General features: G+C 76.2%; 4 protein-coding genes. 2 read left to right on the top strand and 2 right to left on the bottom strand.

Translation table 11 applies throughout. From position 1 onward, the window contains the following. Positions 1-363: 363 nt before the first annotated feature. Together D476_RS0128615 and D476_RS34900 are read right to left on the bottom strand one after the other, a co-directional pair. Positions 364-1,059, bottom strand: a complete 696-nt coding sequence (locus D476_RS0128615; protein ID WP_017627314.1) for a LuxR C-terminal-related transcriptional regulator — start codon at positions 1,057-1,059, stop codon at positions 364-366. Between the two features lie 45 nt (positions 1,060-1,104). Further along, entirely contained in the window at positions 1,105-3,369 is a 2,265-nt protein-coding gene (locus D476_RS34900) for an ATP-binding protein (protein WP_017627313.1), read from the bottom strand. A gap of 349 nt (positions 3,370-3,718) precedes the next feature. Here D476_RS34900 and D476_RS0128605 point away from each other — a divergent pair, with 349 nt between their 5' ends. Then, positions 3,719-5,095 carry a dipeptidase gene (locus D476_RS0128605; RefSeq protein WP_017627312.1) on the top strand — a complete coding sequence of 459 codons (1,377 nt, stop codon included), beginning with the start codon at positions 3,719-3,721 and terminating at the stop codon, positions 5,093-5,095. 50 nt (positions 5,096-5,145) lie between these two features. Beyond that, positions 5,146-6,086: NAD(+) diphosphatase (gene nudC, locus D476_RS0128600; RefSeq protein ID WP_017627311.1), on the top strand; the 941-nt coding region annotated here is incomplete at its 3' end.

The following is a 6,086-nucleotide window of genomic DNA, read 5'->3' as shown; positions in this document are numbered from 1 at the left end:
ACCCGGACCGCGAGCGGCCCGCCGCCCGGCAGGAAAGGCCCGGGAACCGCCCCGCTTACTCCGTCGTCGCCATCAACGGTGACCGCGCACACGCCCAGCGGCCGACAGCGCTGCGGTGAGGGCCGCCAACCTTCCTCGTCGCCGCCCTCCACCTGGCACCCCGGCGGGTCTGGTGCCCGGCCGGGGTCGGTGGGCGGGGCACCTGTTGTGCCGCCTTCCCGGACTGCGAGGGGCCTGTCGGACGGCAGGCAGGGTCCGGGAACCGCCCTGCTCACTCCGTTGCCGCCAAGAACGGCGACCATCCGCACACCCGTCACCCAGCAACGCTGCTGGAAGGGCCGCCGATGCTTGTCGTCCGCCGGGTCAGACGATGCCGTTCTCGTAGGCGAACACGACCGCCTGGGTCCGGTCGCGGAGGGCGAGCTTCATCAGGATGCGGCCCACGTGGGTCTTGACCGTCTGTTCGGATAGCACCAGTTCCTCGGCGATCTCGCCGTTGGACAGCCCCTTGGCCATCAGCCGCAGCACGTCCGCCTCGCGCGGGGTCAGGGAGGTGTAGGCCTCCGGGCGGGCGGTCGTGCGTTCGCGGCGGCGGGCGGCGATGTCGGCGATCAGGCGCTTGGTCACCGACGGTGCCAGCAGCGCGTCCCCGCGCGCCACCGTGCGCACCGCCGCGCGCAGGTCGTCCACCGGGGCGTCCTTGAGCAGGAACCCGCTGGCGCCCGCGCCCAGCGCCTCGTACACGTACTCGTCCAGGTCGAACGTGGTCAGCACCAGCACCCTGGTGCCGGACCCGGCCCCGCCCGCCCCGTCGCACGGCGGCGGCTCCTCCCCGCCCTGCGGCACCTTCCCGCCCTGCGGCTCCTGTGGCGGGTCCTCGCCGGTGATCCGGCGGGTGGCCTCCAGGCCGTCCATCGCGGGCATGCGCACGTCCATCACGACCACGTCCGGCCGGTGCTCGCCCGCGAGCCGCACGGCCTCCCGGCCGTCGGCGGCCTGCGCCACCACGCTGATGTCCTCGGCCGCGTCCAGGAGCGCGGCGATCCCGTCGCGCACCATCGCCTGGTCGTCTGCGACTATCACGGTGATCGGCACCGGACCACCCTACTGCGGGCCGCCCGCCGCCAGGGGAAGCCGGGCCTCCACCGAGAAGCCGCCCCCCGGGGTCGGCCCCGCCCGCAGGGTGCCGCCGAGGACGGCGGCCCGCTCCCGCATGCCGACCAGGCCGTGCCCGCCGGAGCCGAGCCCGGCACCGTCCCCGCCCTGCGCCGACGGGCCGTTGGCCACCCGCACCTCCAGCGCGCCGTCCACCGGGGCCAGCGCCACCTCCACCCGCGCCCCGGGCGCGTGCTGCGCCGCGTTGCTGAGGGCCTCCTGCACGATCCGGTAGGCCGAGCGCCCCACCGCCTCCGACAGGGCCGCCTCCCCCGAGCGGTCGTCCACCTCGACGCGCATGCCCGCCGTGCGCGCCCCCTCGACCAGCTCCCCGAGCCGGTCCAGTCCCGGCTGCGGCGCCCGTTCGGCGTCCTCGCCCTGCTCGCGGAGCAGCCGCACCACCCTGCGCATCTCGGTGAGCGCCTCGCGGGAGGCGTCGCGGATGGTCGTGAAGGTCTCCGCCGCGCCGTCCGGCAGCCCCGGGTACTTGTAGGGCGCCGCCTCGGCCTGGATGGCGATCATCGACATGTGGTGCGAGACCACGTCGTGCAGCTCCCGGGCGATGCGCGAGCGCTCCTCCAGCGCCGCCTGCCGGTCGTGCTCGCGGCGGCGCAGCTCCGCCTCCCGCGCCAGCTCCCGCTGGGCCGACAGGCGCCCCCGCACGTTCGCCCCGAGCGCCGCGATGCCCGCCGCCAGGGCGCACGGCCACAGCGTCTGCAGCAGCGGCGCCCCGGCCAGCGGGGCGGCGGGCAGGAAGCCGGCGAGCGCGGTCGCCACGGCCACCCCGGCCGCCGCCCGGCCGCCGTGGGCGACGGCGGCGGCGTACACCAGCACGGCCATGACCACCAGCCCCGCCGCCGGCCACGGCCACAGGTCGTTGGGCGGGTCCCCGAACGCGCCGATCGAGGCGACCGTCAGGACCAGGCCTCCCAGGCCCAGCCGCCACGCCAGCAGCGGCACGGCCGGGACCAGCGCCAGCGGCAGCCCCGCCGCCGCCCCCAGCGTCCACGCCAGCGGCGGTGGCAGCATGTGGAAGAAGGCGAGCTGGGCCCCGGCCGCCGCCGAGGCGCCGACCGAGGCGGCGCCGAGCACACCCCAGGCGATCCGCTCGCGGACCAGCACCCTCGGTCCGCGTTCCGCGTCGGCGGGCGGCGGAGGGTCCCCGTCGGAGGGCATCAGCAGCCACAGGACCCCGTAGACGCCGAGCGCGGCCACCGCGGTGCCGGGCATGAGCAGCACTGCCGCCACCCGCAGGGCGATGCGCCCCGCCCGGGAGCGGCGGGCGAAGGCCGCGCACACGCCCGCGACCAGCCGGGTGTCCCGGGGGCGGCGCGGGCCGCCGAGCAGCCGCATGGGCCCGCCGGGTCGGCGCACCGGGGTGCGCCACACCGCGTCGACGACCCCGTCCACCACCGGGATCGCGGCGCGGCCGGGCGACGGCGGGGACGGTGCGGCGCGCACACCGCTCTCCTCGCGGCGCACCCGGACGTTGTCCCCGACCGCCAGGGCGGCGACGGCCGTGAAGGCGTACACCAGCGCGTCGGAGAGATCGCGTCCGGAGAACATCCCCTGGACGAGGAAGACGACGGCGGTGCCTCCGACCACGGTCGCGATGCCGCGCCGGTACTGGGCGCCGACGAGGAACAGCACGATCAGCAGCGGCGGCAGCGCGAGGTCGGGAACGCCCGTCTCGACCGGGATGTCGCGCGGCAGGAAGAACGCCGTGGACAGCGCGGGCAGCATCAGCCGCCAGGTCAGCAGAGGGGAGCGCGCGAGCAGCAGCAGGGGGGCGCCGCACGCGGTGCCCACGGCGAGCGCCGTCAGCCGGTCGACCCCGAGGTCGTGCAGCTCGGGCCCGACCGCCCACGCGGTGAACAGCGCCGCGACGACCAGGATGAGCTGCCGGTTCGCCGCGGCGCGGCCGCGGGCCTGCGGCCTTCCGGCGGCGTGCACCAGCCACAGCAGGGGGTACAGCAGCGCGGGGAGCACGGTCAGGACGAAGAGCAGGCGCACGCGCCGGACCGGGCGCCCGGACCGGGCGGCCGCCTCGGCGCAGACGCCGCCGACCAGGGGGCGGGGGACGGGCTCGGGCGCGGGGGCGGGCAGGATGCGCTCCAGCTCGGACGGGGCCCGCCACAGGGCGTCGTGGAACGCCCTCCCGAACCGGGACGGGGCCCGTGCCCCGCGCTCGTGCCCGACTGCGCCCTCGTCCATGCCGCTCCCGCCCGTGACAGCCCCGTCGGACCGAACGTTAGGCCCCGGTCGGGGCCGCCGCCATCACCCTGAGGCGGGAGATCACGACAACGGGCGGTGAGCGGGGGCGGGGCGGGCCGCAAGGAAGCCGTGCGGGAGAGCCGTGACACCGGGGGCCCCGGAGAGCGGCGCGGGTGCGGCCTCCCCCCCCGGCCGCCCCGACGATCTCGGAAAGCGGCTCCGCACGTGCGGTTTCAGGCGCTTCTCCCGGTATCGGCGACACGGGGGTCCGGGCGGAAAGGTCGGAGGACTACCCTCGATACCGGCCCACAAGGCCGCAGTCGGAACGGAAAGGCAACGGTGCCTGCGAATGGATGCGCGTACCTACATCGAAGAGCATCGCGGCGAGTTCGTCGCCGCCCTCAAGGAATGGCTGGCCATCCCCTCCGTCTCGGCGGACCCCGACCGGCACGGTGACGTCCGGCGGTCGGCCGAATGGCTCGTCCGCCACCTCAAGGACACCGGGTTCCCCACGGCCGAGGTCTGGGAGAGCGACGGCCTGCCCGCCGTCTACGCCGAATGGCCCGCCGCCGACCCCGGCGCCCCCACCGTCCTCGTCTACGGCCACCACGACGTCCAGCCGGCCGACCCCGCCGATGGGTGGGAGACCGACCCCTTCACCCCCGTCGAGCGCGGCGACCGCCTCATCGGCCGCGGCGCCTCCGACGACAAGGGCCAGGTCCTCTTCCACGCCCTGGGCGTGCGCGCCGGGCTGGCGGCCTCCGGCGCCGACGCCCCGCCGGTCACCCTCAAGCTCCTCGTCGAAGGCGAGGAGGAGTCCGGCTCGCCCCACTTCGCGGACCTGCTCAACGCCCGCCGCGACCGCCTCGGCTGCGACGTGGTCGTCGTCTCCGACACCACCATGTGGGCTGCCGACACCCCCTCCATGTGCGTGGGCATGCGCGGCCTGGCCGCCGGACAGATCGACCTCTACGGCCCCGACCGCGACCTGCACAGCGGCACCTTCGGCGGCGCCGTGCCCAACCCCGCCGCCGTCCTGGCCGACCTGCTGTCGGGCCTGCACGACGCCGACGGGCGCATCGCCGTCCCCGGCTTCTACGACGACGTCGTGGAGATCGGAGAGGAGGAGCGCGACCTCATCGCCCGGCTCCCCTTCGACGAGGGCGAGTGGCTGGCCACCGCCTCCAGCCGGGCCGTCTCCGGCGAGGCCGGGTACAGCACCCTGGAGCGCATCTGGGTGCGCCCCACCGCCGAGATCAACGGCATGTGGAGCGGCCACACCGGCTCCGGCGGCAAGACCATCGTCCCCTCCTCCGCCCACGCCAAGCTGAGCTTCCGCCTGGTGCCCGACCAGGAGCCGCTGCGCATCCAGCAGGCCGTGCGCGCCTATGTGGAGGCGAACGTCCCCGACGGCGTGACCGCCGAGGTGTCCTTCTCCGGCCCCGGCGTGCGCCCCTGCGCCTCCGACCTGACCTCCGACGCCGTGCGCGCCGCCCGCGCCGCCATGTCCCGCGCCTTCGGCACCGAGGTCCTCTACACCCGCGAGGGCGGCAGCGGCCCCGAGGCCGACCTGGCCGACATCCTCGGCGCCCCGCTGGTGTTCGTCGCCGTCGGCCTCGACGACGACCGCATCCACGCCCCCAACGAGAAGGTGGAGGTCCCCCTCCTCCTCAAGGGCGCCGAGAGCGCCGCCTACCTGTGGGAGGGCCTGGCCCAGCACGGCTGACCCCTCTCCTGCACCGCACCGCTCCGACCCAGGAAGCCCAGGAAGGCCCCATGAGCACGCCCGACCCCATGCCCCTGCTGTCCCGTAGCGCCGTCGACATGGCCGGGCACCGGCGCGGCGACGAGGAGTGGCTGGAGAAGGCCTGGGCCGATCCCGCGACCCGGGTGCTGGTGCTGGAGGGCGGGGACCCCGTCACCTACGGCTGGCGCAACCTGATGTCCCGCCAGTCGCGGGCGCTGGTGCGCGACACCGGCGACGGCGTCCGGCTGGAGTTCGCCGCCCCCGCCGAGGCGCCCTCCGGCGAGCGGTACCTGCTCGGTGTGGGCGCCGAGGGGAACGCCTACTTCGCGGTGCACGCCGCGGAGGGGGACCCCCTGGAGGAGGCCGGGCGCGCGCCCGGGGTGCGCGCGGCGTCCCTGCGGGAGGCCGGGGCGGTGCTGGACGACGCCGAGGCCGGGCTGCTCACCCACGCCGTGGCGCTGGCCAACTGGCACGCCTCGCACCGGTTCTGCCCCATGTGCGGGGCGCCGACCCGGACGTCGGCCGCCGGGCACGTGCGGGTGTGCGAGCGCGAGGGCACCGAGCAGTTCCCCCGCATGGACCCGGCGGTGATCATGCTGGTGGTCCGGGAGGACCCGGACGGCGAGGAGCGGTGCCTGCTCGGGCACAACCCCGCTTGGCCGCAGAACCGCTACTCGGTGCTGGCGGGCTACGTCGAACCCGGGGAGTCCCTGGAGCACGCGGTCGAGCGCGAGGTCGCCGAGGAGGTGGGTGTGGCCGTGGCGGACCCGGAGTACGTCTCCTCCCAGCCGTGGCCGTTCCCGCGCAGCCTGATGGTCGGCTTCACCGCCCGCGCCGTGGGCGAGGCCGAGCGCACCGACGAGCAGGAGATCACCGACGTGCGGTGGCTGTCCCGCGAGGAGCTGCGCGCGGCGGCCGAGGACGGCGCGGTCGCGCTCCCCGGGCGGGTCTCGATCGCCCGGCTGCTCAT

The organism is Nocardiopsis chromatogenes YIM 90109 (assembly GCF_000341185.1).
Taxonomy (GTDB): Bacteria; Actinomycetota; Actinomycetes; order Streptosporangiales; family Streptosporangiaceae; genus Nocardiopsis_A; species Nocardiopsis_A chromatogenes.
This window is presented reverse-complemented; position numbering and strand designations above follow the sequence as displayed.